At 71.5% G+C, this 24,657-nt stretch carries 19 protein-coding genes and 1 pseudogene; 12 read left to right on the top strand and 8 right to left on the bottom strand.

Translation table 11 applies throughout. The annotated features are described in order from the left end of the window. Positions 1-4 precede the first annotated feature (4 nt). On the top strand, positions 5-1,081 hold the full coding sequence (locus HNR67_RS22020) for an HAD-IIIC family phosphatase (RefSeq protein ID WP_185004132.1): 1,077 nt from the start codon (positions 5-7) through the stop codon (positions 1,079-1,081). Between the two features lie 73 nt (positions 1,082-1,154). On the opposite strand, the gene HNR67_RS22015 is transcribed toward HNR67_RS22020, so the two are convergent. After that, a complete protein-coding gene (locus HNR67_RS22015) occupies positions 1,155-1,820 on the bottom strand; it encodes an O-methyltransferase (protein WP_185004131.1) in 666 nt (221 codons plus the stop codon). Between the two features lie 145 nt (positions 1,821-1,965). On the opposite strand from HNR67_RS22015, the gene HNR67_RS22010 reads away from it, so the two are divergent. Next, a complete protein-coding gene (locus HNR67_RS22010) occupies positions 1,966-2,520 on the top strand; it encodes a dihydrofolate reductase family protein (protein WP_185004130.1) in 555 nt (184 codons plus the stop codon). Here the strand turns inward: HNR67_RS22010 and secA2 are convergent. Together secA2 and HNR67_RS22000 are read right to left on the bottom strand one after the other, a co-directional pair. After that, positions 2,498-4,756: an accessory Sec system translocase SecA2 gene (gene secA2 / locus HNR67_RS22005; protein WP_185010949.1), complete on the bottom strand. Its 2,259-nt coding sequence runs from the start codon at positions 4,754-4,756 to the stop codon at positions 2,498-2,500. The two genes, HNR67_RS22010 and secA2, sit on opposite strands and share 23 nt — an antisense overlap. 31 nt (positions 4,757-4,787) lie before the next feature. Beyond that, positions 4,788-5,216 carry an HIT family protein gene (locus tag HNR67_RS22000; protein ID WP_185004129.1) on the bottom strand — a complete coding sequence of 143 codons (429 nt, stop codon included), beginning with the start codon at positions 5,214-5,216 and terminating at the stop codon, positions 4,788-4,790. 358 nt (positions 5,217-5,574) lie between these two features. Between HNR67_RS22000 and HNR67_RS21995 the strand changes: the two genes are divergently transcribed. Next, the gene (locus tag HNR67_RS21995) at positions 5,575-6,306 is read left to right on the top strand and encodes an SDR family oxidoreductase (protein ID WP_185004128.1); all 732 of its coding nucleotides are present in this window, start codon (positions 5,575-5,577) and stop codon (positions 6,304-6,306) included. Between the two features lie 6 nt (positions 6,307-6,312). Here HNR67_RS21995 and HNR67_RS21990 read toward each other — a convergent pair whose 3' ends face one another. Beyond that, positions 6,313-7,491 (bottom strand): AAA family ATPase, encoded by a 1,179-nt coding sequence (locus HNR67_RS21990; RefSeq protein WP_185004127.1) that lies wholly within the window; start codon positions 7,489-7,491, stop codon positions 6,313-6,315. An 81-nt stretch (positions 7,492-7,572) separates the two neighbouring features. Here HNR67_RS21990 and HNR67_RS21985 point away from each other — a divergent pair, with 81 nt between their 5' ends. The 3 genes and pseudogenes from HNR67_RS21985 to HNR67_RS21980 all read left to right on the top strand — a co-directional run bounded on the left by HNR67_RS21985 (position 7,573) and on the right by HNR67_RS21980 (position 11,064). Then, complete coding sequence (locus HNR67_RS21985) at positions 7,573-9,435, top strand: Na+/H+ antiporter (RefSeq protein WP_185004126.1); 1,863 nt, start codon at positions 7,573-7,575, stop codon at positions 9,433-9,435. 278 nt (positions 9,436-9,713) lie between these two features. Continuing rightward, positions 9,714-10,040 (top strand): annotated as a pseudogene (locus tag HNR67_RS46695) (GDSL-type esterase/lipase family protein); the annotation flags it as partial. A 319-nt stretch (positions 10,041-10,359) separates the two neighbouring features. Beyond that, on the top strand, positions 10,360-11,064 hold the full coding sequence (locus tag HNR67_RS21980) for a molybdopterin-dependent oxidoreductase (RefSeq protein WP_185004125.1): 705 nt from the start codon (positions 10,360-10,362) through the stop codon (positions 11,062-11,064). Positions 11,065-11,310: 246 nt separating this feature from the next. Here the strand turns inward: HNR67_RS21980 and HNR67_RS21975 are convergent, their stop codons facing one another. Continuing rightward, entirely contained in the window at positions 11,311-11,475 is a 165-nt protein-coding gene (locus tag HNR67_RS21975) for a hypothetical protein (protein WP_185004124.1), read from the bottom strand. A gap of 171 nt (positions 11,476-11,646) precedes the next feature. Here HNR67_RS21975 and HNR67_RS21970 point away from each other — a divergent pair, with 171 nt between their 5' ends. Next, a complete protein-coding gene (locus HNR67_RS21970) occupies positions 11,647-12,666 on the top strand; it encodes an alpha/beta hydrolase (RefSeq protein ID WP_185004123.1) in 1,020 nt (339 codons plus the stop codon). A gap of 76 nt (positions 12,667-12,742) precedes the next feature. Here HNR67_RS21970 and HNR67_RS21965 read toward each other — a convergent pair whose 3' ends face one another. Together HNR67_RS21965 and HNR67_RS21960 are read right to left on the bottom strand one after the other, a co-directional pair. Next, entirely contained in the window at positions 12,743-13,438 is a 696-nt protein-coding gene (locus tag HNR67_RS21965) for a PP2C family protein-serine/threonine phosphatase (RefSeq protein WP_246492567.1), read from the bottom strand. Positions 13,439-13,516: 78 nt separating this feature from the next. Next, positions 13,517-16,306 (bottom strand): AAA family ATPase, encoded by a 2,790-nt coding sequence (locus tag HNR67_RS21960; protein WP_185004122.1) that lies wholly within the window; start codon positions 16,304-16,306, stop codon positions 13,517-13,519. A gap of 198 nt (positions 16,307-16,504) precedes the next feature. On the opposite strand from HNR67_RS21960, the gene HNR67_RS21955 reads away from it, so the two are divergent. Genes HNR67_RS21955 through HNR67_RS21940 form a run of 4 tightly spaced genes read left to right on the top strand, consistent with a single transcriptional unit; the run spans position 16,505 to position 21,001 of the window. Then, on the top strand, positions 16,505-17,488 hold the full coding sequence (locus tag HNR67_RS21955) for a beta-ketoacyl-ACP synthase III (protein ID WP_185004121.1): 984 nt from the start codon (positions 16,505-16,507) through the stop codon (positions 17,486-17,488). A gap of 35 nt (positions 17,489-17,523) precedes the next feature. Further along, positions 17,524-18,522: an NAD-dependent epimerase/dehydratase family protein gene (locus HNR67_RS21950; protein WP_185004120.1), complete on the top strand. Its 999-nt coding sequence runs from the start codon at positions 17,524-17,526 to the stop codon at positions 18,520-18,522. Beyond that, positions 18,519-19,745 carry a cytochrome P450 gene (locus HNR67_RS21945; protein WP_185004119.1) on the top strand — a complete coding sequence of 409 codons (1,227 nt, stop codon included), beginning with the start codon at positions 18,519-18,521 and terminating at the stop codon, positions 19,743-19,745. Before HNR67_RS21950 ends, HNR67_RS21945 begins: the two co-directional genes overlap by 4 nt. A gap of 23 nt (positions 19,746-19,768) precedes the next feature. Further along, a complete protein-coding gene (locus HNR67_RS21940; protein WP_185004118.1) occupies positions 19,769-21,001 on the top strand; it encodes a hypothetical protein in 1,233 nt (410 codons plus the stop codon). Positions 21,002-21,019: 18 nt separating this feature from the next. Here the strand turns inward: HNR67_RS21940 and HNR67_RS21935 are convergent, their stop codons facing one another. Beyond that, positions 21,020-22,549, bottom strand: a complete 1,530-nt coding sequence (locus HNR67_RS21935) for an NPCBM/NEW2 domain-containing protein (RefSeq protein ID WP_185010945.1) — start codon at positions 22,547-22,549, stop codon at positions 21,020-21,022. Positions 22,550-22,844: 295 nt separating this feature from the next. Between HNR67_RS21935 and HNR67_RS21930 the strand changes: the two genes are divergently transcribed. After that, positions 22,845-24,401 carry a glycosyltransferase family 39 protein gene (locus HNR67_RS21930; RefSeq protein ID WP_185004117.1) on the top strand — a complete coding sequence of 519 codons (1,557 nt, stop codon included), beginning with the start codon at positions 22,845-22,847 and terminating at the stop codon, positions 24,399-24,401. The last annotated feature ends 256 nt before the right edge of the window (positions 24,402-24,657 follow it).

Genomic DNA, 24,657 nt, shown 5'->3' with positions numbered 1-24,657 from the left:
ACCGATGTCGACGGTGAAGTGCCTGGTGTGGGACCTGGACAACACCCTGTGGAACGGCACCCTGCTGGAGGGCGACGACGTCGGAGTCAGTGAGGAACTGCGCACGGTGATCAAGACCCTGGACGCCCGCGGCATCCTGCAGTCGGTGGCCAGCAAGAACGACCACGACCTGGCCTGGGCCAAGCTCGAGGAGCTGGGCCTGGCCGACTACTTCCTGCTGCCGCGGATCGGCTGGCAGGCCAAATCGGTGTCGGTGCGCGAGATCGCCGAGCGGCTGCGCTTCGCCGAGGGCACCATCGCCTTCATCGACGACCAGCCGACCGAACGGGCCGAGGTCAACCACCACCTGCCCGCGGTGCGCTGCTACCCGGCCGAGGCCGCGGCGGGCCTGGCGGAGCTGCCCGAGTTCACCCCGGCGACGATCACCGCGGACTCCCGCCGCCGCCGCGAGATGTACGACGCGGGCTTCAAACGGGAGGCCGGGCAGGCCGAGTTCGCCGGCTCGGACCAGGACTTCCTGCGCTCGCTGGAACTGCGGATGGACATCGGCCGGGCGGACGCGGCCGAGCTGGCCAGGGTGGAGGAGCTGACCCTGCGCACCAGCCAGATGAACGCCACCGGCGTGCACTACTCCGATGAGACCCTGCGCGGGCTGATCGCCGATCCGCGGCACGAGGTGCTCACCGCCACCCTGGCCGACCGGTTCGGCCCGCACGGCGCGATCGGCGTGCTGTTGCTGCGCACCGGTCCGGCGGCCTGGCACCTCAAGCTGCTGGCCACCTCCTGCCGGGTGGTCTCCTTCGGCGCGGGCGCGGTGATCCTGAACTGGCTGGCCGACCAGGCCGCGCGCAACGGGGTGCACCTGGTGGCCGACTTCCGGCGCACCGAGCGCAACCGGATGATGGAGATCGCCTACCGGTTCGCCGGTTTCAGCACCGACCCGTGCGTCTGTCTGTCCACAGTGGAACCGTCTACTTTGGACGGTTTGGAGCGCCTGCACCTGGTGCCTGCCCGGCAGCCCGCCCCGGCCACCATGCGACTGCGCGCGCCGGAGCTGGCCGGTCGTGTCGGCACCGCCTGAACCACGGCCCCCGGCCGCTGGGACCAGGTCGCCGGCGTCCGCCTCCCTCGGCGGCGCCGGCGACCTGCCCGGTTCAGTCCCGCTTGCGGGCCAGGGTCAGCCCGTCGGCCACCGGCAGCAGCGAGATGTCCACCCGCTCGTCGTCCCGGAGCAGCAGGTTCAGCTCCCGGATGGCCAGGGTGTCCGGGTCCTGCGCCGCGGGGTCGAGCACCCGGCCGAAGAACAGCGTGTTGTCCACCAGGATCAGCCCGCCGGGTCGCACCAGTTCCAGCGCCGCCTCGTAGTAGTGCACGTAGTTGGCCTTGTCGGCGTCGATGAACACCAGGTCAACCGTGCCGGGACCGCGTTCGGCGAGCAGTCCGGCCAGCGTGTCCAGCGCCGGGCCCACCCGCAGCTCGATCCGGTCCTCGACCCCGGCCCGCCGCCAGTACGCCGCGCCGAAGTTGGGCCAGCGGTCGGTGATGTCCAGGGTCACGACCCGCCCGCCCGGCGGCAGCGCCCTGGCCAGGCAGAGCGTGCTGTAGCCGGTGAAGGTGCCGATCTCCAGCACCTCCCGCGCGCCGGTCAGCCTGGCCAGCAGGCCGAGCAGCTGGCCCTCCTCCGCGAGCACCTGCATGGCCCCGCCCCCGGGCAGCGCCGAGGTCTCCTCGCGCAGCTCCCGCAGGATGTCGTCCTCCCGCGAAGAAACCGCGCGGACGTATTCCAGAATTTCGGTTGAAGCCTCGATCTGGGTTGCCAACGGAATTCCCCCAATCACGTCTCGTCTATTTCGCATGCCCTCTGAGCTGCGACGATGCGCTCCCAGAATTAAAATTATCCTAGCACCGATTAGTTTGGGCCGCGATCACAGTCATAACTGGTGAGGACAACTATCGGGAGGACTCATGCGGAAGCTGTATCTGTCGATCATGACGACCCTGGACGGGTTCGCGGCCGGGCCGGACGGCAAGCTGGACTGGATCATGGTGGAGGATCCGGAGATGGCCGAGTTGATGGCCGAGCAGTTGCGCGGGATCGACGCGATGATCTTCGGGCACACCGCGTACCGGGATCTGGCCGGGTACTGGATGGACGGGCCGACCGAGAAGCCGGTGGACCGCGAGCACACCCGGCTGATGAACTCGATCACCAAGCTGGTGCTCTCCCGCGGCGAGCCGGAGCTGCACTGGCAGCCCGCGCGACGGATCGGCGCGGACCTGGCGGCCGAGATCGCGGAGCTGAAATCCGCGCCGGGCAAGGACATCGCGGTGTTCGCCGGGCCGGAGACCGCCCGCGCACTGGCGTCCTTTGTGGACGAATACCGGCTGCTGGTCTACCCGGTGCTGCTGGGTGCGGGGCGACCGGTGTTCCGGCCGGCCCCGGAGGCGCTGGAGTTCCTTGACAGCCGGGAGTTCAGCGCCTCCGGGGTGGTGCAGCTCAGGTATCGGCCGGTGCGCTGACCTTCCCGCCGGAGCGGCGGCGCACCAGTTTGGCGATGCCGTCGATGGAGCGGGTCAGCTCGGAGCCGCTGGGGTTGTCCTGCACCATGTAGGTCCAGGTGGAGGTGGGGCGGATGATCCCGGCCGCGGGCAGATCGGCGCCCTCGGCGGTGATCGGCACCGCGTCGAAGGTCTCCACGGTGCGCGCGGTCAGCTCGGCCGGGAGGTCCTGGCGGAAGGCCGGGATGGCCACCCGGTGGAACTCGTCGAGCGGGTTCTCGCGGGCCAGCGCGCGCAGGTGGATGGTCTCGCGGAGTTCGGCGAGCAGGGCGAGGTGGTCGGCCCAGCAGCGGTCCATGTGGTGCAGGGTGACCCGGCGGGCGGTCTCCTCCAGCACCTCCTCCGGGATGTCCTCGGCGCGCAGTTCCTTGAGCCGCTCGGCGGCGGGCCCCTCCAGGTCCTTGAGCGCCCGGTCGGTGCGCAGCACCTCGTCGCGGTCCTTGGCCAGCTGGTCGCGCTGGTGTTCCAGGAGCTGGTTGTAGCGCCAGGTGTTGCTGTGCGTGGTGAGCATCTCCGCGTCGGCCACCCGCTGCAGGTGGTCGATCATCTTGGGGTTGCGCACCGGTCCGTAGCGCAGCACCAGCTCGTCGGTGAGGCTGACGAAGAACACCGAGCGGCCGGGGTCGCCCTGCCGGCCCGCCCGGCCGCGGAGCTGGTCGTCCAGGCGGCGGCTGAGCTGGCGGCCGGTGCCGATGACGTAGAGGCCGCCGGTCTCCCGGACCCGTTCGGCGTCGTGCTGGTCCGCGCCGCCCAGCCGGATGTCGGTGCCGCGCCCGGCCATCTGGGTGGACACGGTGACCGTGCCGTAGGTGCCGGCCTCGGCGATGATCGCGGCTTCCTTGGCGTCGTTCTTGGCGTTGAGCACCGTGCACTCGACGCCGGCCGCGCGCAGCCGGTCGGCCAGCCGCTCGGATTCGGCCACGTCCAGGGTGCCGAGCAGGATCGGCTGGCCGGTGGCGTGCACTTCCAGGACGTGCTCGACGATCGCGGTCTCCTTCTCCTCGACGGTGTCGAAGAGGCGGTCCGGCTCGTCCACCCGCACGAACGGCCGGTGCGGCGGGATCTTGGCGACCTCGAGGTTGTAGAAGGTCTGGAGCTGTTCGGCGGCGACCACGGCGGTGCCGGTCATGCCGCAGACGGTCTTGTACCGGCGGATCAGGCCCTGCACGGTCATGGTGTCCAGCACCTCGCCGGACTCACTCGGCGCCAGACCCTCCTTGGCCTCCACCGCGGCCTGCAGGCCGTCCGGCCAGCGCTGCAGGTTGGCCACCCGGCCGCGGGACTCGTTGATCAGGTGCACCTGCCCGTCCTTGACCAGGTAGTGCACGTCCTTGATCAGCAAGACCCTGGCGTGCAGCGCCAGGTTGACCAGGGTCAGCGTGCTGGAGATGTGCTCCTCGGAGTAGAGGTCGATCTCCAGCGAGGCCTCGACCACGGCCGCGCCGACATCGGTGAGCGCGACATTGCGCCCCTCCTGATCCCCGGTGAAGTCCACCCCAGGGCGCAGCGTGCGCACCAGCTCGGTGATCGACCGCGACGGCGCCACACCCTCGGCCGCGCCCGCGAGCACCAGCGGCACCCGGGCCTCGTCCACCAGCACCGAATCGGCCTCGTCCACGATCGCGACATCGTTCTCCGGCGCGACCAGTGCCGCCACCGAGGTGGCCAGCCGATCGCGCAACAGGTCGAACCCGATCTCACTGACCGGCGCGTAGGTGACCTGGGCGGCGTAGGCCTCCCGCCGCTCGGCCTTGGTGGACACCGACCCCACCCAACCGACCGTGACCCCGAACAACGCGTAGAGCGGCGCCATCCACTCCGCGTCCCGCCGGGCCAGGTAGTCGTTGACCGAGACCACGTGCACCGAACGCCCACGCAGCGCGAACGCCGCCGCGGCGATGGCCCCCGACAGGGTCTTGCCCTCACCGGTGGCCATCTCCACCACGTCCCCGGCCAGCAGCCGGGCCGCCCCGAGCAACTGCTCGTCAAAGGGCCGCTCACCCAGGGCGCGGTCGGCGGCCTCCCTGGCGACAGCGAGGAACTTCAGCAGGTCGTCGACGTGTTCGGCGGCGGCCGCGGTCAGCTCGGCGTCGGTGAACCCGGCCGCCCACTCCGCGTGCGCGCCCGAGGCCGTGACCAGCTTGGCCGACCGGGTCCGCGCCCGCTCAGCCTTCCCACGCAGCAGCTTCCAGAACATCCGCCGCACCGGGTTCCCCCTGTCCGCCCGCCTAGTCGGCGGGCACGTGTTCCTCGTGACCCAGCTCGCGCAGGGCCACCCGCAGCCGGTGCATAGCGTCGTCCAGCTTCGCGCCGTCAGCTTCCATCTCTACCCGCGCGAAGTCGAAGTCGTCCATGTCCCACACCGGCGACACATGCACGTGCATGTGCGGCACCTCGAACCCGGCCACGATCAGCCCAGCCCGCGGCGCCTCCCACGCACGCTGCACACCCTGCCCGATGACCTGTGCGATTGCCATACAGCGACCGAGCAGATCCGGCTCGGCATCCGTCCACCGATCAACCTCGGCATGCGGCACGACCAGCGTGTGCCCCGGCCGCAACGGCGCAATGCTCAAAAACGCGGAGACCCCCGCCTCCCGCCACACAAACCGCCCAGGCAACTCACCCGCAATGATCCGAGAGAACAAAGTCGACATGCCCCCATTCTGTCCACCCCCCACCCCCACCACCCCAGACACCCCCGCCCCCCAACGGCCAACACCCCGTACAACTCCGGCCAACACCCCGTACCAAAACGGCCAACACGCGCACAGAGTCCCCCACCCCTCCGGAGTGTTGGCCGTTCTCGTACGCAGTGTTGGCCGTTCTGGGACGGTGTGTTGGCCGTTCTGGGCGGGCGGCGGCGGCTCTTCCGGTCGCACCTGGATCATCTGAGTTCAGTTCTGAAACTCAGGGTGAGCTACCCCACACTTCGTCCCATCTGCGTTGCTTTTCGAAACTCAGCGGATACCGTCGACCCTGTCTTCCCGACCTGCCAGAACAAGGAGCACAACCATGCGGATCGACGGTGCGGTAGCCCTGGTGACCGGAGCGAACCGAGGCATCGGCCGGGCCTTCGTCGAGGGCCTGCTCGCCCGCGGCGCGACCAAGGTCTACGCCGGGGCCCGGGACCCGAAATCAGTCGAGGTCACCGACCCCCGGATCGTCCCGGTCGCCCTCGACGTCACCGACCACGCCCAGGTCGCCCAGCTCGCCGCGACCGCGGACGACGTCACGATCGTGGTCAACAACGCGGGGGTGGTCGCCGGGCCGAGCCTGCTCGAAGGCTCACTCGCCGGCGCGCGGCAGGAGTTCGAGGTCAACACGCTGGGCACCTGGGCGGTGGCCAAGGCGTTCGCGCCGGTGCTGGCCGCGCACGGCGGCGGCGTGCTGGTGAACATGCTGTCCGTCGCGTCCTGGCTGGCCATCGACGCCGCGCCCGGCTACGCCGCGAGCAAGGCCGCCCAGTGGTCGATCTCCAACTCGCTGCGGCTGGGCCTGCGCGGACAGGGCACGCACGTGCTCAACGTGCACTGCGGCTACGTGGACACCGAGTTCAGCAAGGCGGTGCCGTTCGAGAAGATCACCGCCGCGACGGTGGCCGAGGAAGCCCTCGACGGTCTGACCGCGGGTGCAGAGGAGGTGCTGGTGGACGAGATCAGCAAGGCGGTCAAGGCCGCCCTGCCCAACGACCTGGCCACCCTCTACTCCGTCTCACACGACCAGGCGATCCAGCGCCGCTGGTGACGGGGGCTACCGCTTGGGCCAGTGCCAGGACGGCTGGTCCAGGCGGCCCTGTCCCTCGATCGTGGTCTCCCCCAGGTCCTTGACCAGCCGCACCGCGCCTAGGTCGGTGCCCGTCTCCTCGGCGCCGGCCTCGATCGCGGCGATCAGCGGCCGGGCGTGCGAGACCACCACGACCTGGGTGTTCTTCGCCGCGGTGACGATCAGCCGGGCCAGTGAGGGCAGCAGATCGGGGTGCAGGCTGGTCTCGGGCTCGTTGAGCACGAACAGCTCCGGGATGCGCGGGCTGAGCAGCGCGGCCACCCACAGCAGGTAGCGCAGGGTGCCGTCGGACAGCTCGGCCGCGCGCAACGGCCGCAGCAGCCCGTGCTGCCGCAGCGACAGCTCGAACCGCCCGTCCGAGTGCTCGACCGTCACCTGCGAACCGGGGAAGGCGTCCTCGATGGCCAGGTCCAGCACGTCGGTGTCGCCGATCTCGGTGATCGTCTGCACCGCGGCGGCCAGGTCCGCGCCGTCCTGGCTGAGCACCGGGGTGCGGGTGCCCAGGCGGGCCTGCCGGGCGGGGGCCTCGGCGTCGGTGCGGAAGTGGTCGTAGAACCGCCAGGACCGGATCCGCTCACGCAGCACCATCACCTCCGGCGCCACCCGCGGATCGGTGAACTCGCTGAGCAGGCTGTCATACGGCCGGATCCGGAAGGTGTCCTCGCCCCAGGCCCCACTCGCCCCGCGCAGCAGCACCGCGCCGTTGCTCCGCTCGGCGAACAGCCCGCTCTGCTTGTACACCGGCCCCCGCCACACCGCCTCGCCCTTGATCTCCGGGTCCAGCGCGAACGCGGTCCGCCCCGGCTGCGGCAGGCCCAGGTCCAGCGAGTATCCGAAGTCGTCCCCGGCGAAGCCCAGCCGCAACCCGACCGGCTCCGTGCGCACCGTGCCCTGCACCGGGTACCGGCCCTCGCGCACGCCCCGCCCGATCACCGCCGGCCCGGCCCACAGCGTGGACTGCAACCCGCCCTCCCTGGCCAGCGCGGTGACCGCGCCGTTGCGGGCGGCGTCGGCCAGCAGCCGTAACGCCCGGTACAGGCTGGACTTGCCACTGCCGTTGGCGCCGGTGACCAGGTTGAGCTGGCGCAACGGCAGCACCAGGTGGCGCAGGGAGCGGTAGTTCTCGATCGCGAGCGTTCGGAGCACGTAGGCGAACCTAGCCAAGCCCACCGACAAAACCCGTGGCTCATGCGGTGACCAGCCCGGGAGTGAGGGATGCTGTGCCACATGGAGATCGCGCTGGAGATCATCGGACTGGTCGTCGCGGTGCTCACGGTGACCTTCCTGGCCAAGGTGCTGAACCTGTCGGCGCCGCTGTGCCTGATCGTGGTCGGCGTCGCGGTGTCCTTCATCCCCGGGGTGCCGGACTACGCGCTCAACCCGGACGTGGTGCTCATCGGCCTGCTGCCGCCGCTGCTCTACGCCACCGCGATCCGCACCTCGCTGGTCGACTTCCGGGCCAACCGGGGCCCGATCGGGTTGCTCTCGGTCGGGCTGGTCGTGTTCACCACGCTCGGCGTCGGCGTGGTCGCCTGGCTGGCCATTCCCGGGGTGCCGCTGGCCGCGGCGTTCGCGCTCGGCGCGGTGGTGGCCCCGCCGGACGCGGTGGCGGCGACCGCGGTGGCGCGGCGGGTCGGCCTGCCGCGCACGATCGTGCGGGTGCTGGAGGGCGAGAGCCTGGTCAACGACGCGGCCGCGCTGGTCGCGCTGCGCACCGCGATCGCGGCCATGGCAGGGGCGGTCACCTTCTGGCAGGTCGGCGGGAACTTCCTGCTCGCCGCGGGCGCCGGGGTGCTGCTCGGACTGATCGTCGGCTACGTGGCCGGGTTCCTGCGCACCCGGTTGCAGGACCCGGTCTTCGACACCGGCGTGTCCCTGGTGGTGCCCTACGCTGCCTACGTCGCGGCCGAGGCCGTGCACGGCTCCGGGGTGCTCGCGGTGGTGATCGCCGGGCTGATGCTGGGCCACCGCGAACCCCGCATGCTCAACGGCGCGGCCCGCATCGCCAGCACCGTCAACTGGCAGACCATCCAGTTCCTGCTGGAGAACGTCGTCTTCCTGCTCATCGGCCTGCAACTGCGCCGCATCCTCACCGAGGTCGGCGAAACCGACCTGTCCCTGGGCACCCTGGCCCTGGCCTGCGGCCTGGTGCTGGCCGCCACGATCCTCACCCGGGTGCTGTGGATGGTCGGGATCACGTTGCTGCGCAAGGCGTTCGGCCGCAAGGCCTGGCGCTGGCGGTACTCCGCGGTGACCGCGTGGGCCGGGATGCGCGGTGTGGTGACCCTGGCCGCGGTGTTCGTGCTGCCCGAGAACACCCCGCAGCGCCCGGTGCTGGTGCTGGCCGCGTTCGTGGTGGTGGCCGGAACCCTGCTGCTGCAAGGCGGTTCGCTGCCCTGGCTGGTCCGCAAGCTCAAACTGCCCGCCCCCGACCCGGCCCAGGACGCCCTGCAGGAAGCGGTCCTGTTGCAGGCCATGACCACCGCCGCCCTGGACCGCCTGGAGAGGGAAACCCGCCCCGAGGACACCCCCGAGGTCCTGGACCGCCTGCGCACCCGCCTGAACAACCGCGTCAACGCCGCCTGGGAAACCCTGGGCCGCCCCGACGACGACCTGGAAACCCCCAGCTTCGCCTACCGCAGACTCCGCCGGGCCATGCTCGAGTCCGAAATGGACACCCTGCTCGACGCCCGCGACCGCAAAGCCGCCGACGACATAGTCCTGCGCCGGGTGCTGGACATGCTCGCCATCGAGGAATCCATGCTGGACCGCTCCACCCAGCTGGTCACCGACCCCGGCAACGGCTGGCTCAAGGCCCCCAGCACCGCCCAGGTCTGCAAACACCTCAAGTCCGCTCCGTACCACGTCCCCCCGGGCAGCGAAGCAGGCTGCGAGGACTGCCTCGCCGAAGGCACCACCAACTGGGTCCACCTCCGCCTCTGCCTGACCTGCGGCCACGTCGCGTGCTGCGACTCCAGCCCCGGCCAGCACGCCACCGCCCACTTCCGCGACAGCCAACACCCCGTGATGCGCAGCTTCGAGCCCGGCGAGAAATGGCGCTGGTGCTTCATCCACGCCACAGTCGGCTGACCAGGACGCAAGCCGGGCCGCCCCGCCGCCCCACAACGGCCAACAAGGCGTACAAGAACGGCCAACACGCGGTACGACAGCGGCCAACACACCGTCCCAGAACGGCCAACACGCCGGGAGCTTGAAACCCAGCCGGCGTGTTGGCCGCTTTGGGACGGTGTGTTGGCCGCTGTGGTACGCCTTGTTGGCCGTTGTGGGACGGCGTAGGCCGCCGCCCGATCGGAACCGGGCTGACCACACCGGGGTGTCCCGGGACGGTATGAACAACCCCACGCGGTGTGGAGGTGCTGAGCGACCCGGCCGCCATCGGGGTGCCGTTCCCGGCCAAGGTCGACTCGTGGTTCTTCCTCAGCGCGGTGGAGGTGCACAACCGGCAGACCCCGGGCGGCGTGGTCGCTCTCGGCGACTCGATCACCGACGGAGCCCTGTCCACGCTCAACGCCAACCGCCGCCGGCCGGACCGCCTCAACGCCCGCCTGGCCGTGCAGCCCGCACACAGCAGGCCCGCCGTGGTCAACGCCGGTATCGGCGGCAACCGGGTGCTCGAGGACGGCCTGCCCGCGTTCCCCCAGGCGGGGATCGGCGCGCTGGCCCGGTTCGACCGGGACGTGCGCCAGCACCGGGGTGCGCACGGTGGTGGTGTTCGAGGGCATCAACGACATCGGCAATCAGGCCAAGCCCGACGCGGTCCCGCTGCGCCTGCCGCGCTGACCCCACTTCGGGTCGGCGGCGTCCACACCGTCCTATGTGGACAGTTATTCGACTCGGTGCGGCGCGGACTGAGTGTCCGGCCACGCCACTCCTGCGAAGGAGCGACCTCACTCTCATGGGTGATCTCGTGCCGGGCGGCTGCGGAGATGGTGTTCCGGTGGCGATCACAGCGGTCCAGGACGCCGCTGGTGACAAGGGCGAAAGGCTTGATCGATGAGGCAGGGCAACAAACTTCCGCCAGGACAGCGCCGGGTCGAGGGATTCCCCCGGTTCGGCACCCACCTGCACCGGCCTGCCCCGGCTGTTCCAGCCGACCCGGTGATCGAGGTACGCGGGGCGGTGACCGAGGAATTCGACCTCCCGCTCACCTCGCTCGCGTCCCTGCCACGGCAGGAGATCACCGCCGACTTCCACTGCGTGGCCGGCTGGTCGGCGACCGACCTGCGCTGGGAAGGTGTCTCGTTCGGGACGTTCTACCGCGCGCTCATCGAACCGGTGCTCGCGCCAGGGACCTCTATCACCCACGTCACGTGTCGCGGGCTCGACGGGTTCGCGGCCACGGCGACGATCGAGGACATCCTGGCCGAGGACGTGCTCATCGCGCAGAATCTCGACGGCCGGCCACTCGGGAGTGACCACGGCGCACCGGTCCGCCTGGTCAGCCCCAGTCAGTACGGCTACTTCAATATCAAGCACCTCTCCCGCGTCGAAGTACTGACCACCGCCCCGGCCATCACCGAAGGCCCGCTGCTCAGAAGTCATCCCAGGGGCAGGGTCTGGGCGGAGGAACGACACGGCCTCATCTCCGGACGGGTGGTACGACCCTTCTACCGGGCCCTGATTCGCCCCATCAGGTTCCTGAGTTCCCGTGGCGCGAGCGACCGTCACGCGCCAGGGCGGCCCAGTTCCGCGAACTGACCGCCTCGGCCATCCGCTGCGGCGCCTCGGCTGCACCCGGGTCGATCCCGGCCGCGGCTCGGGTGGGCTCAGGGCGATTCCGTGCCACGCAGCACCGCCTCCTGGACCGCGCGTAGCTGCTCGCAGGGCTCCAGGCCGATCTGGTCCCAGCTGGGCGCGGCAGCCGTCCGGGTGGAACAACTCGTGCAGGGTGGTCGTGCCCTGCCGCGACGAGAGCCAGCCTGCACACCATCCGATCGCACCCGGTCAGCAGGGGGCGGCCTTGGTGAACGCCTCGGGCAGGCCCTGCACGGCTGGGCCGCCCAGCGCCTGCCGGGTGAGCACCTTGGCCTGGTGCAGGCGGAGCGCCTCCGGGAGCGGCACGCCGCAGGAGTTGTCGCCGGTGCCGGTGCGAAGCCGACCTGCGCTCACCTGCCAACCGCGTGCCAGGACGGGCTCGGAGTAACACCTCGGCGCCATGGTTCGGTCCCCGGACGCACCGACGGTGCGCATGCGCTGGATGTCGAGCCGCCCAGGTGTCGATCCGGGCAGGAGCCGTTCGTGTAGTGGGCAGAAGGCAGCACAGCCCAAGGAGGATCGATCATGACCCGTACCCGTACCCACCTGGCGGCCGCGTTCGTCAGCGCGATGCTGCTGACCACCGCCGCCGGGCCCGCCGACGCCGCGATGGCCGGCGGTCCGGTCTGCGCCACGCACACCCTCTCGGTGCGCATCGCGGATGCGGGCCCGGCGACCGAGACCCTGCGGGGCCGGCTGTGCCTGCCACGTCACCGGCGGCCCAGCGCGGTGCAACTGCTTGTGCACGGGGCCACCTACGACCACCGGTACTGGGACTTCCCGGTCGGCGGCGGCTCCTACTCCTACGTCCGAGCCGCGGCCGTCGCGGGATACGCCACCTTCAACGTCGACCGGATCGGCGCGGGTGCCAGCTCGCAGCCGCTCAGCCAACGGCTCGACGCGGTCGCGGGAGCTGCCGCGCTGCACGACGTGGTCACCGCACTGCGCACCGGCGCCGTCGGCGGCCGCCCGTTCGCCCGCGCGATCTACGTCGGGCACTCCCTCGGCTCGTTCATCGGCCTGTACGGGATATCCCGCTACCGCGACGTGGACGCCGCGATCCTCACCGGCATGCTGCACGGGTACAACGCCGGCCCGGCCGACATCATGTACCCGGCCGGGCAGGACCCGAAGTTCGCGCGCTCCAATCTCGACGAGGGCTACCTCACGACCCGGCCGGGCACCCGGGGCGGGGAGTACTACCACCCGGCGACGGCGGATCCGCGGGTGATCGCGGCTGACGAGAGCGGCAAGGACGTGACGACCCTCGGGCCGCCTCCGCCGATGCAGGTCCCGCACCCGATCACGGTGCCGGTCCTGCTGGTCACCGGCGCCGAGGACCGGCTGGCCTGCGTAGGGGTCACCCAGTACGACTGCGCCGACCCGGAGAGCGTGCGGGCCCACGAATCCCGGTTCTTCCTTCCAGAAACCCGGCTTGATGTCCGGATCATCCCCGGAACCGGCCACAGCCTCGCGCTGTCCACCACCGCCCCGGCCACCACGGTCACCATGCTCCAGTGGTCCCGGTCCACAATCAGCCCCTGAGAGCATCGGTGGGACGTACCGGGTGGTTGGCGGCGCCCAGCTCCCGCATCGTGGGGTGCCGCACCAGGATCGAGCGCTAGTGGGTCAGGAGCAGGGCGGTGGCGTTGTCGGTGGCGCCGCGGTCGACGGCGGTGGCCACCAACTCCTGAGCCCGCGGCCCGAACCGAGCGGGCCGCGCCACAATGGCCGTCATCGTCGGCAGGTCCAAAGCCCCATAAACCCCGTCACTGCACAACAACAACCCGACATCCCCCCGAACCTCGACCTGCCCGACATCCTGCGCCCGAGTGGACCGCACAGTGGAAGTCACCATGTGCTCCATCCACGGCGTGGTCTCCATCCCCTGCCGCCGAAAGTACTCAGCCACCGTGTGATCCGTGGTCAGCCGGGTCAGCGTCCGCCCATCCCACCGATAGGCACGCGCGTCCCCAGCCCACGCGATCCGATAGCCACCGCCGAGCTGATCCGCGAACGGCATCGCCACCACCAGCACCGCGTCCCCCGTGTGCCCCAACGCGAGCACAGCCCGTTGCGCGGCCAGGATCGCCGCGGTGGGCCCCCTGGAGGGCGCCATGCTGGTAGCCGCATCCACCGCCACCCGGGCGGCTTCGGCGGCGGTCTCGGTGTCGCCGACACCATCGGCCAGGGCGAGCACGGGCGTCAGGCTGTCCCAGCCGGGGCGGACGGCCAGGGCGTCGGCGTTGACCCGGCGGCGGCCGGGGTCGGTGGCGGTTTCCCAGTTGATCCGGTTGCGGTGTTCCATGAGGGTCATACCCCCAGGGTGCGACTGGTTGCTGAGAGATTGCTGTGCGCTGGTTAGCGCTTCACTGTGTTCTTGACCGGGTGACCGCTAGGCCAGCGCACCGGCCAGATCGGCGCGGCCGGTGACGCCGAGCTTGCGGTAGGTGTTGGTGAGGTGCACCTCAACCGTACGCAGGCTGACGAACAGCTGCTGCGCGATCTCCTGGTTGCTCTGACCGCGCGCGGCCAGCACCGCCACCCGCCGCTCACTCGGGGTCAGTGCGTCCGCGCCACTGCACCGCCTGCTCCTTGGCCTGCCACCGGCCGCGCGCAGACCCGCCAATGCCTGTTCGGACAACGCGTGCGCACCGCACTGCTCGGCCAGGTCGAGTGCGGCGCCCAGCACCCGGCGGGCCTCGCCAAGGTGGTCGGTGCGGGCCAGGGCCGCGCCGCGGGCGGCCAGGGCGGTGGCGTGGTCGAGTCGGCTCGGGGAGTGGGCCAGGTGGTGCACGGCCTCGGCCAGGAGTTCGTTGGCCTGCAACGGATCGGCGACCAGGGCGCGGGCTCGGGCGGCCTGGCCGGCGGCGTGCGCGGTGCCCCAGGCGAGGCAGGACTGGGTGAACTCCGCCGCGGTCTCGGCGGCCTCGGCGGTGGCTCCGGTGCGGACCAGGGCGGCCACCACGTTGGGCCAGGACAGGAAGGCGATCGGGTTGGCCACGCCGCAGCGTCGCATCAGGTCGATGGCCCGGCGGAACTCGGCCAGCGCGCCCACCGGATCGCCTTCGGCCAGCCGCAACCGCCCACGAGCACCCAGCACCCACACGAAGAGCAGGTGGTCGGGCAGTGGGCCGTCCAGTCGCCATCGGTGCAGCAGTTCCCGGACTTGGTCGAGTTGGCCGCGGTTGACCAGCAGGTCCAGCAGCCTGCCCGCGGCGACCGCGACGTGCGAGGTCAGCGGGTCAACGCCGAGGTGTTCGACGCGGGTGTCCACCGAGGCCTGCAGATCGGCCTGGGCCTCGGCCAGATTTCCCTTGCGGTAGTGGAATTCGCCGCGGTGGGTGCACCACACCGCGTAGCTGAACAGCGCGCCGCCGCGGGTGTAGGCGGTGAGCAGCCGGTCGCTGACGTCGAGCCCGAAGTCGAGGTCGTCGGCGGCCTGCAGGGCGAGCACCGCGCCGCCGAAGACCCCGCCGTTGCCCGAGGAGGCCAGTCGTAACTCCAGTGCCCGCCGGGCCTCGGGGATCGCCTGGGCCGCGCTGCCGCCCCGGGTGGCGTGCTGGAAGGCGTGGAAGGCGGCCGCCTCCGCCTCGACCCTGGTGCCGGCCAGTCCGGGGAAGGCCGGGGCAGGGTTGTGCCGCCAGACCTCGGGGGCGAAGTCGGGGGCGAAGACGCTGATGAAGCCGCGCTCCACCGCCAGCAGTGACCGGGGCAGGCCGTCCGGTTCCAGGAGGGGTTCGATCTCGCGTAGGCCGCGGATGGCTTCCGGGTAGCGGTCGGAGATGCAGAGCGCGCGGCAGCGCAGCAGGGCGGCCCTGGCCCTGGACTGGTCCTCGGTGACGGTGCGGGCGCCCTCGTCGAGGTGGCCGATGGCCGCGGCCAGGTCGAATCCGACCTCGGCGGCGCCCAGGTCGACCAGCACCGCGCCGCGCTGCTGCGGGGTGAGTGGTTCGTCCAGGGCGCGGCGCAGGTAGGTGGCGGTGCTCTCCGGCGCGCCCCGCCTGGACGCGGTGTCGGCCGCGCTGAGCAGGGTGTCGGTGACCCAGGCGCCGCCCACCGCGGGCAGCCGGAGCAGTTGGGCGGACACGCGTTCGGTGTCCGCGCCGGTGTCGAAGAGCACCCTGGCCGCGCGGGCACGCAGGGCGTTGGCGGCGCTGGGCAGCATGGCCGCGGCCACCGCCTCGCGCACCACGGCGTGGGTGAAGGCCACCGTGCGCGGGTCCGCCTCGGCCATCAGACCGGCCCGGCGCATCCGGAAGACGATGTCCTGCACCGTGTTCGGCTCGATCCCGGTGACCGTGGCGATCAGCGCGGGGGCCAGGCCGTCGCCGAGCACGGACACCGCCTGCATGACCTCGGTGCCTGCCGGGCCGAGCGGGGTGATCAGGGCCTGCACCAGGCTGTTGATCTCCTCCAGGCCGAAGTCCGGGATCCGCGCGGCGGCGCCCACCGGCACCCCCTGTGCCCGGCAGCTGCGCAGCAAAGCGTTGAGCAGCAACGGGTTCCCGTTGGTGGCGGCCAGGCAGGAGGTGGCGAACCCTGCGGTGACCGGCTGGCGCATCCTGGCCTGGGCGAGCTGGGTCACCGCGGGCAGCGCGAGCCCGTTCAGCCGCAGTCGGCGGCCGAACCTGGGCAGTGCCAACGGTTCCCCGGCCTCCAGGGTGCCGCAGCGGCGGGCGGCGAGCACGGTGACCGGCAGGTCCTCGATCCGGCGGAGCAGGTAGCCGAGCCAGCGCAGCGAGGGCTGGTCGATCCACTGGATGTCGTCGAGCAGGAACAGCACCGGCGCGGTCTCGGTGAGCCGGACGGTCAGCCAGTACAGCCCGTGCAGCACGGCGGCGGCCTCGGCGGGGCAGGCGGGTTCGGCGCCGGTGCGCGTCTGCGCGCGGAACAGCTCGGCGGTGGCCGCCGTGCTGCCCTCGACCAGCGCAGGGTCGGCCAGCACCCGGCGTTCCAGGAGCTGCCGGACCACGCCGAAGCCGAAGTCGCTTTCCAGGCGGTCGGCGTGTGCCTTGAGCACGGTGACCCCGGCCGCCGCCGCCCGCCTGCCGACCTCGGCCAGCACCGAGGTCTTGCCGATGCCCATCGGGCCGTCCAGCAACGCGCTCGACTGCTCGCGATCGCCGCCGGCGGTGACCAGGGTCACGAGTTCGTCCACTTCGGACTGCCGCCCGACCAGCATGCCACTCCTCCGTGGGCACTCACCGACGATCCGAGTTTATTCGGTCCCAAACGATCTGGCTAGCGCACCCCGTAGACCGCGGCCCGGCGACCGCAGACCTGACCGCAAGGTTAGGCCGGATGTGCGGTTCTTCCTGGTGGCGGACCGTAGTTTTCCCCTACCGCCCTCCCCCCCGTTCTGCCTGGAAAGGCAACAACGTTGACTGTCTCCGACCATCGCGCCGCGGTGCTGGCCGGTCTCGGCACCTGCCTGCCCCGGCCCGTGGTGTCCAACGCGGACCTGGCGCTGGCCGTGCCGACCAGCGACGAGTGGATCCGCAGCCGGACCGGTATCGCCGCCCGCCGCCGCCTGCCACCCACCGCCGACGTGCACGACCTCGCCCTGGCCGCCGCCGCCAACGCACTGGCCGCGACCGACGGTGAACCGGTGGACGCGCTGGTGCTGGCCACCAGCACGCCGAAGCGCCCATTACCCGGTGGCGCACCGGAAATCGCGCACCGGCTCGGCCTCGGCCCGGTGCCCGCCTTCGACCTCCAGGCCATGTGCAGCGGGTTCGTCTACGCCCTGGCCACCGCCACCGGACTGATCAGCGGCGGCGTGGCGCGCCGGGTGCTGGTGGTCGCGGCCGAGGCGTACAGCCGGATCGTGGACCCCCAGGACCGCGGCACCGCGGTGATCTTCGGCGACGGCGCCGGCGCGGTGGTGCTGCGCGCGGGCGCCCCGGACGAACCCGGCGCGGTGCTGGCCCTCGATCTCGGCAGCGACGGCTCGGCCCGCGACCTGATCCACCTGCCCGGCAGCTCGCCGTACCTGGCGATGGAAGGCAGGCAGGTCTACCGGCACGCGGTGGACCGGCTGGCCGCCTCGGCGCTCGCGGTGATCAAGGACTGCGGCTGGACCGCCGAGCAGGTGGACACCCTGGTGCCGCACCAGGCCAACGCCCGGATCATCGAGGCGGTCGCCCAGCGGCTGGCGCTGCCCGCGGAGCGGGCCGTGTGCGCCATCGCCGAGGTGGGCAACACCGCCGCGGCCTCCATCCCGCTCGCCCTGGCCGAGGCCGTCGACGCCGGCGCGCTCCAGCCCGGCCACCGCACCGTGCTCACCGCGTTCGGCGGCGGACTGACCTGGGGCTCGGCCGCACTGCGCTGGCCGACCGTGCGGTCGGTCCGGTCCGAGCTGTGAATCCGGTTCCACCCACCCGAGAGAAGGCCACCTCGATGACCACCACCCCTGCCCGCATCCTGATCACCGGCGCCTCCGGGGTGATCGGTTCCCGGCTGCTGCCCGTGCTGGCCGCCCGGCACCGGATCACCGCGCTGACCCGGTCCCGGCCGGTGCCCGGCGCGCACCGGTCCGTGCCGGCCGATCTCACCGCGCCCGGCCTGGGCCTGACCCCGGCGGACCGGGACCGGCTGGCCGGTGAGATCGACCTGATCGTGCACTGCGCGGGGGTGAGCGGCTTCAGCCTGGACAACCTGGAGTTGTTCGAGCAGATCAACGTCCGCGGCACCCGGCACGTGCTCGATCTCGCCATGCGTGCGGACGTGCCGGTGGTGATGCTGTCCTCCACCTCCGCCGCCCAGCACTACCTGGAGCCGGACCCCACCTCACAGGCCCTCCAGGCGTATGCCGATTCCAAGCGGCGGGCCGAGGAGCTGGCGCAGCGGTGTCCGCAGCCGGTGGCGATGATCCGCACCGCGCTGCTGCTGATCGGCTCGGCGGCCGAGGCGGCCGATCCACGGCAGCAGTTCCCGCCGGTGCTGCTGGATTCCCTGCTGCGCGGTCGGGTGCGGCGCCTGCCGGTGTCCACCGAGCACTGGTTCGACGCGATCGCGGTGGAGAGCCTGGTCGAGTACACGGTGGCGGCCATCGCGGCCATGTCCCGCGCGGCCGAGTCCACCGCGGGGGTGCACTGGGCCACCGCCGGGACCGCGCGGCTGACCATGGGCGATGTCCTGGACGCCTGCTCGGCCAACCTCGACCAGCGCGGGAAACCGTTGCGCATCCCCGAATTCACCCCCACCACGGAGCCCGGCCGGGGCCTGGGCCGACTGGTGCAGCTCGGGCTGTTCGCACCGGAGACCCAGCCGTTCCCCAGCACCATGGGCGCACTGCCCGGCGGCCCGGAGCGGGTGCGGCGGGCGGACCTGCTGCCCGCGCTGGCGGCCAACGTGGACCTGGTCGCCCAAGGCCTGTTCCCGGCGGTGCCGGTATGACCGCCGTGCTGCCCGACCGCGCGCTGCTCCGGGACTGGCGCACCGCGTCGACCCTGCCCGCGCTGGCCGAGGTGTACCGGCAGTTACACGGACTGGCCCCGGTGCTGGGCACGCCGTGGCAGGCGGTGCTGGTGACCGGGCACGCCGCCTGCCGGGAGCTGCTCACCGATCCGGGCACCTGGCGGGTACCCGACGCCGCGGACTTCCAGCGGCTCTGCGGCCAGGCCGAGGCGGATCGCCCGGCGCGGCACGGCGTCAACCAGACCCTGTTCCACCTCAACGGCACCGAGCACACCGCGCGGCGGCGGGTGCTCGCCCCGTTCTTCACCCCACGGGCACTGGCCGCGCGTACGGCCGTGGTGGACAACGTGGTGCGGGCCACCGTCCGCGACTTCGCCGACCGGGTGGTCGGGGAGGGTGTCGCCGACGCCGTCGAGCACCTGGCCGGGCCGATCGCGGGCACGGTCATGTGCTCGCTGCTCGGGGTCTCCCCTCGGGACCAGGACTTCATCACCCGGATGGCCGCCGACCTGTCCTTCGTCGAGGAACTCGCCCCCCGGCCATCCCACCTGGCGCGGGCGGACGCGGCCATCACCGAGCTGTACGACTACGCCGGGCGGCTGATCCGCACCCGTGCCTACCGACCGGATGGTTTGCTCGCATACCTGCTGAACTGGGCGGACAGCGGCCAGGAAGCACACGACGAGGTGGTCAGGGTGCTGGTGCTGATGATCACCGCGGGGGTGAGCACCAGCATCTCGGTGCTGGCCAGCACCGTGTTGGCGCTGTGCCGTCTACCCGGACTGGACAGCCCGCCGGCGGAGTTCGTGGACGAGTGCCTGCGCTGGGACCCGCCCGCGCACATGGTCGGCCGGATCGCGGAACGGGACACCACCGTGGCCGGGGTCCAGATCGCCGAGGGCACCCTGGCACACGTGCTGATCGGCGCGGCCAACCGCGACCCGGCCGCCTTCGCCGAACCGGAGGTCTTCTCCCCCGGCCGCACCCAGACCCGGTCGCTGACCTTCAGTGCCGGACCGCACTACTGCCTGGGCGCCGGGCTCGCCCGGTTACAGGCGATCCAGCTGGTCAGCGCCTGGCGGGAAGGCGCGGCCGGGCTGACCGTGGCCGAGGAGGAGCCGCCGCGGATGACCGGACCCAACTTCCGGCACCTGCGCCGCCTGCCCTGTTCCGCGGACCACAGGTTCCTCATCGGTTCCTGACAAGTCGCGGCCAGAATCGCGGCATGGTCAGAGCTGTGTGGGTGGCCGCCCTGGTGGCCTTGGTGGTGCCGGTCGGACTGGCCGGGGACGCACGGGCCCAGGAGTGTTTCGACACCTCGATCCCGGTGACCACCGAGGAATCCCGGCTGGGCAACGGAACCGGCGATCAACTCCTCGCGGCAGGCGGGTTCGACGGGATGGTCGCGAGGTTCCGGGCACGGCTGTGCTCGGTGGGCGCGGGCGGGGTCCGGGGTGCGGCCGCGGCGGCCGGGACGGAACTGTGGCGCGGGGCGGTCGAGCGGGCGCAGGGCAAACGGCCCGGGATGGGCACGCTCGCGGTGACCGATGATCGGCCGCTGTACTGGGCCCGGTTGCGGATGAGTGCGCTGCTACGGCAGTGGCGGCCCGGCGTCGGCGGCGATCGGGCCGTGCTGCTGCGCGAGTTCGACCGGGCCTCCAGGGGTGTCCGGTCGGTGGACCTGCCCGCCGGGGTGGCACGGCGGGTGCTGGTCAGCGGCTTTGATCCATTCGGTTTCGGCGACTCGGATCTGCGCGGTGGGAATCCGGCCGGTGCGGCGGCGCTGCGACTCGACGGCACGGTGGTGCGCACCGACAACGGGCCCGCGGTGGTGGAGGCTGTGGTCCTGCCGGTGCTGTGGGACGCCTTCGCCGACGGCGTGGTCGAGGATGCCTTCGGCACCGCGTTCCGGCGACCGGGTCGCGCGCCGACCCTGATCATGACCATCAGCCAGGGCGCCGGGTTCAACGTCGAACGCTGGGCGGCGGGCTGGCGGGGCGGCCAGCCCGACAACAACGACATCGGCCGGAACGGACTGGTTCCCGCCACGCAAGGATTCCCGCAGCCCGGACTGTCCTTTGTGGAGACCTCACTGCCATACGCGCGGATGGTCTCGGCGGCCACCGGTCCCGATCCGGTGTCGCTGAACCAGTGGTTCTGCTACTGGCCTGGCCAGCCGGGCGTCGGCGATTCGGAGTGCCGCACGGAGGGCACGCCGCCGCCGGGAGCCGCGGCGGAAATGGGCAGTGGCGGGAACTTCCTGTCCAACGAGAGCATGTACCGGGCCAACCGGGTGCGGATCGGGCTTGGCGCGCACGGGGTTCCGGGCGGGCACCTGCACGTGCCCGGCGTGCAGACGCCCGCGAGCGGGGCGTTGACGGATGCGGAGTTCGAGCGCCGCAGCGCCGAAGTGGTCGGGCAGATCGCGGCGTTGGTGGGAGTTGCCGCGGCGGGCTGACCCGCCGCGGCAACCGAATCAGGTGCAGGTGATGGTGGCCTCGGCCCAGTCCGCGTGGTCGTAGTCCACGCCGTCCTCAGTCGGCAGCACGGCCAGGTGCACGTACTGCAGGCCGGTGACATCAGCGGTCAGCGTCCGCGCGCCATCGGTGCCGCGCAACACCCCGCTGCTGGCCAACTGTCTGCCAGGGCCCCATACCTCCATGCTCACCGAGCCCCGATCACCGGACTCGTCGTCCACGCCCACCGTGGCGCTCAGCCGGGTGCAGCGCCCGCCCAGGTGGTAGCGGACCTCGCTGCGCGCGTGCACGCCAATCCCCTTGGCGTACCGGGTGCCGCCGATGGTCAGCGGTTTCCCGTCGCCCGCACCGCGTTCACCGTTGCTGCGGTCCTTCTCCACCGGACCCCAGGCGTTCGCGGCCAGCGAGGGAGTCAGGTCGGAGAGCTGACTGACCCCGGCGGGCGGGGTGGCGAAAGTGCCCTGGCGGCTGACCCGGTAGACCACGGTGGCGTGGGCCGGGACCGACGCGCTGATCACGCCGGTGGTGTCGCGTTGCTGGCCGGTCCACAGGTCACGCAGCCGGAAACTGTTGGCATTGCCCAGGTTCGCCGCGCTCGCGGTGGTGCTGATGGTCTGCGTGCTGCCGGTCTCGTTGAACAGCGCCACCGCCACATCGCCGTTGTCCAGCGGCTTGACCAGCACGTGCCGACCGCCGTCCGCGCTGATCTCGGTGGCCTGCACGCCAAGACCGTCCTGATCCAGGGCGATGATCTCCCGGTTGGTCAGGATGTCGAAGGTGGACTGGCCGACCTTGCGCAGGTCCGCGCCGATCAGCAGCGGCGCGTTCATCATGGCCCACAAGGAGAAGTGGCTGCGGTACTCGACCTCGGTCATGCCGCCGTTGCCGACCTCCAGCATGTCCGGGTCGTTCCAGCCGCCGCGCTGTGCGTTCGCGGCCAGGCCGACGTTCTGCTTGAAGATGCCGAGCATGCTGCCCCAGTTGTCGCTGATGTCCCCGGTGGTGCGCCAGCTGTTGCCGACCGGGTGCGCCCACCGCCACGGCTGGCTCTGCCCCCACTCGCACAGCGAGAACAGGATCGGCCGCCCGGTGGCCGCCAGCGCGTCGCGCATCTTGGTGTAGCGCTGCTGCGCGCTCTGACCGAGGTGGTCGCCACAGTTGTCGTACTTGAGGTAGTCCACGCCCCAGGAGGCGAACAGCCGGGCGTCCTGGTCCTCGTGCCCGATGCCGCCCGGGAAGCCCTGCACGTCACAGGTCTTGGTGCCCGCGCTGGTGTAGATGCCGAACTTGAGGCCCTTGGCGTGCACGTAGTCGGCCACCGCCTTGATGCCGTTGGGGAAGCGGGTGCGGTGCGGCACCAGGTTGCCAGCGGCGTCGCGTTGCGGCTCGGCCCAGCAGTCGTCGATGTTGACGTACTGATAGCCCACGTCCTTGAGGCCGCGGCTGACGAAGATGTCGGCGATGCCCTTGACCATGTCCTCGTTGAACTCGGCCCGGCAGTGCGTGGAGTTCCAGTTGTTGAACCCCATCGCCGGGGTCCGGGACAGCCCGTTCTCCGCCGCCACCGCCGCCGGTGGCCCGGCGAGCACGACCAGGCCCCCGGCCGTCAGCGCCGCAGCCACGAGTGTGCTCAGCAGTCTTCTCCGCCAGCCTCGACCCACCGGAACCTCCTTGTTCCACGTCGAAAACTAAGACAAAACCACCCACGATCACACAGCCTGAAACAGAACCGCACAACCCGTCAAACGTCCGGTGGTGCAGCATCGATCGCCCGATGGTGAGACCGATCGGGTTCCGGCCGCCGCCACTCCTAAGATCGACTACGTGACGTCTCGCGCCCCGGTTCCGGTGGACACCCTTGCCCAGCCGCACATCGCACCCTGGACGCGAGCACTCCCGGCCCTGGCCGCCGCCCTCACCACGCTGGTCCTGGGCGCGATCGGCCTCACCGCGGCGCAGCTGTGGCGGGACGAGCTGGCCACCTGGAGCGCGGCCCGCCGCACGGTGACCGAACTGTTCGCCATGACCGCCAACGCGGACGCCTTCTACCTGCCCTACTACCTGTTCCTGCACTACTGGATGGCGATCTTCGGCGACTCCGAGGTGGCCCTGCGGCTGCCCTCGCTGCTGGCCGCCGCGGGCACGGCCGCGGTGGTGGCCGCCCTGGCCGGACGGTGGTTCGGCACCCGGGCGGGGTGGTGTGCCGGACTGCTGTTCGCGCTGGTGCCGATGGTGACCCGGATGGCCCAGGAGGCCCGGCCCTACGCCTTCGTGATGCTGTTCGTCGCGCTGTCCACCTACCTGCTGCTGCGTGCGCTGGACGAGCCGTCCTGGCGGCGCTGGGCGGGTTACGGCCTGGCGCTGGCCGCGGTCGGGCTCACCCAGCTCACCGCGTTCTCGATCGTGGCCGGGCACCTGGTGCTGGTACTGGCCGCCCGCCGCTGGACCTGGCGGTTCGCCCTGGCCGCGGTGCTCGCGGTACTGCCAGCCGCACCCCTGGCGGTGCTGTCGCTGGGTGGCGGGCAGGGCGTGGTCGGCATGATCCCCCGGCCGGGCCTGCTCGACCTGTTCGGCTTCACCTCGGTGGCGCCCGCGGACAGCATGATGTGGCCGCAGTTGTTCCGCTCCGCCGCCACCGCCTGGCTCGTGCTCGCCCTCGCACTGGCGTCCCTGCTGCTGTCGCAACGCCGCCGGGCGGCCGGGATGCTGGCCGTGGCCGGGGTGCCGATCCTGGCGCTGTGGGCCGCCTCGCAGGCCGGGCCGTCCTTCTTCTTCGCCCGCTACCTGGTCTTCCTGCTGCCGGTGCTGGTGATCGCCGCGGGCGTCACCCTCGCCGCGATCCGGCCACCGGCCGTGCTCGCGCTCGCCCTGGCGGCCACCGCGGCGATCACCGTGCCGGACCAGCTCGCCGCCCGCTCCCCCGGCTCGCACGACGCCGCCTTCTACCCCTACGCCCTGTTCGCCGAACGCCCCGGCCAGTACGCCGACTACCGGCAACTCGCCGACCGCCTGCGCCGGGAGGCCCGCGAGGGCGACGTGCTCGTCTACGCCAACCGGCCGGACTTCTGGTTCACCGACATCGCCCTGGACTACCACTGGCGGAGTGCCGACCGCCCGCGCGATGTCTTCCTGGACCGGGATCCGCTGGCCAACGCCAACCTGACCGGCACCGAGGCCACCGCCTACGCCGCCCGGCTGGCCGGGGCGAACCGGGTCTGGGTGATCGGCGTCGGCGAACGCCAGGACCCGTTCGCGGGCAGCCCGGCGCTGATGGCGTTCCCGGCCCGCCCGGACAAGGCCGCCGCCGTGCAGGGTCAGTTCGTGGCGACCGGGGTGGAGCAGCTGCCCGGGTTCACCGTGGCGCTGATGCAGCGTCGCTGATCGCGGCCCGCGAGTTCCGGGCCGAATGGTCCATCCACATTAGACCGAATGCCACTGTCCATAACGGACAGCGGAAAAGCGTTGGCAGGCAAGCGATATTACCTGTGGGTTCTCGCCCACTGTGCTGACGCGGCTACTCGTCGTCGCTCCGAACACGAGTCAAAAGGCCCTGCACAACTGCCGCTACGGGAAACATCAGATATCCGTTCGGTGACGCACGCCACCAACTATTGACAATGATTGCCATTGTCAACTG

It is taken from the genome of Crossiella cryophila, assembly GCF_014204915.1.
Taxonomy (GTDB): domain Bacteria; phylum Actinomycetota; class Actinomycetes; order Mycobacteriales; family Pseudonocardiaceae; genus Crossiella; species Crossiella cryophila.
The sequence above is the reverse complement of the archived record's forward strand: the minus strand, read 5'-3'. Positions and strand labels throughout refer to the sequence as shown.

What these genes read in the sequence shown, in the direction of transcription:
- HNR67_RS22020 (WP_185004132.1), top strand. Translation starts at nt 5, where the DNA reads ATGTCGACGGTGAAGTGCCTGGTGTGGGACCTGGACAACACCCTGTGG.
- HNR67_RS22010 (WP_185004130.1), top strand. Translation starts at nt 1,966, where the DNA reads ATGCGGAAGCTGTATCTGTCGATCATGACGACCCTGGACGGGTTCGCG.
- secA2 (WP_185010949.1), bottom strand. Translation starts at nt 4,756, where the DNA reads ATGTTCTGGAAGCTGCTGCGTGGGAAGGCTGAGCGGGCGCGGACCCGG.
- HNR67_RS22000 (WP_185004129.1), bottom strand. Translation starts at nt 5,216, where the DNA reads ATGTCGACTTTGTTCTCTCGGATCATTGCGGGTGAGTTGCCTGGGCGG.
- HNR67_RS21995 (WP_185004128.1), top strand. Translation starts at nt 5,575, where the DNA reads ATGCGGATCGACGGTGCGGTAGCCCTGGTGACCGGAGCGAACCGAGGC.
- HNR67_RS21985 (WP_185004126.1), top strand. Translation starts at nt 7,573, where the DNA reads ATGGAGATCGCGCTGGAGATCATCGGACTGGTCGTCGCGGTGCTCACG.
- HNR67_RS21980 (WP_185004125.1), top strand. Translation starts at nt 10,360, where the DNA reads ATGAGGCAGGGCAACAAACTTCCGCCAGGACAGCGCCGGGTCGAGGGA.
- HNR67_RS21970 (WP_185004123.1), top strand. Translation starts at nt 11,647, where the DNA reads ATGACCCGTACCCGTACCCACCTGGCGGCCGCGTTCGTCAGCGCGATG.
- HNR67_RS21965 (WP_246492567.1), bottom strand. Translation starts at nt 13,438, where the DNA reads ATGACCCTCATGGAACACCGCAACCGGATCAACTGGGAAACCGCCACC.
- HNR67_RS21960 (WP_185004122.1), bottom strand. Translation starts at nt 16,306, where the DNA reads ATGCTGGTCGGGCGGCAGTCCGAAGTGGACGAACTCGTGACCCTGGTC.
- HNR67_RS21950 (WP_185004120.1), top strand. Translation starts at nt 17,524, where the DNA reads ATGACCACCACCCCTGCCCGCATCCTGATCACCGGCGCCTCCGGGGTG.
- HNR67_RS21945 (WP_185004119.1), top strand. Translation starts at nt 18,519, where the DNA reads ATGACCGCCGTGCTGCCCGACCGCGCGCTGCTCCGGGACTGGCGCACC.
- HNR67_RS21940 (WP_185004118.1), top strand. Translation starts at nt 19,769, where the DNA reads ATGGTCAGAGCTGTGTGGGTGGCCGCCCTGGTGGCCTTGGTGGTGCCG.
- HNR67_RS21935 (WP_185010945.1), bottom strand. Translation starts at nt 22,549, where the DNA reads ATGGGGTTCAACAACTGGAACTCCACGCACTGCCGGGCCGAGTTCAAC.